At 46.4% G+C, this 1,372-nt stretch carries 2 protein-coding genes; both read left to right on the top strand.

The genetic code is table 11. From position 1 onward, the window contains the following. Positions 1-85 precede the first annotated feature (85 nt). A complete protein-coding gene (locus JF818_RS05320) occupies positions 86-838 on the top strand; it encodes a basic amino acid ABC transporter substrate-binding protein (protein ID WP_198890930.1) in 753 nt (250 codons plus the stop codon). 141 nt (positions 839-979) lie between these two features. After that, positions 980-1,372, top strand: a 393-nt coding sequence (locus tag JF818_RS05315; protein WP_198890929.1) for a transporter substrate-binding domain-containing protein, incomplete at its 3' end; no start/stop codon positions are given.

Here is a 1,372-nt window from a genome sequence, read left to right as displayed (position 1 = left end):
GATCATAGGTCATTGACAGAGGTACCAAAGTTGCCCATTATCCAAACAAGAATCTAACATTACAGTATATGTATAAGGAAACAACATGAAAAAAACCATGATAGCAGCACTGATGGTGGTACTGGTCTTTGCACTTGTGCTTACCGGCTGCAAGAAAGAAGAGAAGAAAGAGAGCTATGTATTTGCCACCGATGCAACCTGGCCCCCACTTGAGTTTGTTGAAGATGGTACCCTTACCGGATTTGAGGTTGAACTGATACCGCTTATCGGCGAGAAGGTCGGTGTACCCATGTCAGTGAAGAACATCCCCTGGGATACCATTTTCGCCGGTCTTGCCAATGGGGCCTATGATGGTGTTGCAAGTGGGGTGACCGTAACTGAAGAGCGAAAAGCCACAATGGCCTTCTCCTCCCCCATTCTCTCCGCTGGACAGGTCGTAATCATCCGCAATGAAGACGCAGGCAGTATTAAGGGCATTGAGGATCTGGAAGGAAAGAAAATCGGGGTCCAGATTGGTACAACCGGAGACTTTGCATTGGAAGCGTATCCTGTCGAGAGAAGAGCATATGATGATATCGGACTTGCCATCGAGGATATGCTCAACGGCAATGTGGATGCTGCTGTCTGTGACTCATTGATCGCCAGTGATTTCGTACTCTCAAACGAAAACTACAGCTCTCGTCTGAAGGTTGCCGGTGAACCGTTCACCCAAGAAGATATTGCAATTGCCGTACAGAAAGACAACCAGGAACTCCTTGATCTCATCAACGAGGGACTGGCAAAGGCAAAGGCCGACGGCTCCTTTGATGCATTGAAGGAGAAGTGGAATCTGCTGTAAGCAGTTTTTTACGAAAGGACAGGGAGCTTCGGCTCCTTGTTTTTTGCATTTTATTCCCCTTTTTGTGCATATTTATTCTTAAATAGTTGACAATACTTGCATATCTATGCATTATTCGCATATTACAAGAAGGAGATAATCATGAAAAAAATACTTGTTGTTGCTACCCTGTTGCTCGTACTGTCCACTACCCTGGTCTTCGCCCAGGCCCAGGCTGAGAGCGGAAAGAAATCTTATGTCTTCGCAGCAAACTGTGCTTGGCCCCCACTTGAGTTCGTCGATGAGAATGGGGATATCGTTGGATTTGAAATTGATCTGGTTGAAGAAATTGCAAAGGTGAATGATGTTGAGATCAGCATCGTCAATGTTGCATGGGAAGGTATCTTTGCCGGTCTTGCAAACGGCGCCTATGATGCTGTTGCCAGTGGCGTTTCCGTCACTGAAGAGAGAAAGGCTACCATGGATTTCTCAACTCCGATTCTTGTGGTAACCCAGGCAATCCTTGCTCCTGTCTCCGATACAGAACTTTCCAAT

Source organism: Sphaerochaeta sp. S2 (assembly GCF_016406725.1).
Classification (GTDB): Bacteria; Spirochaetota; Spirochaetia; order Sphaerochaetales; family Sphaerochaetaceae; genus Sphaerochaeta.
The sequence above is the reverse complement of the archived record's forward strand: the minus strand, read 5'-3'. Positions and strand labels throughout refer to the sequence as shown.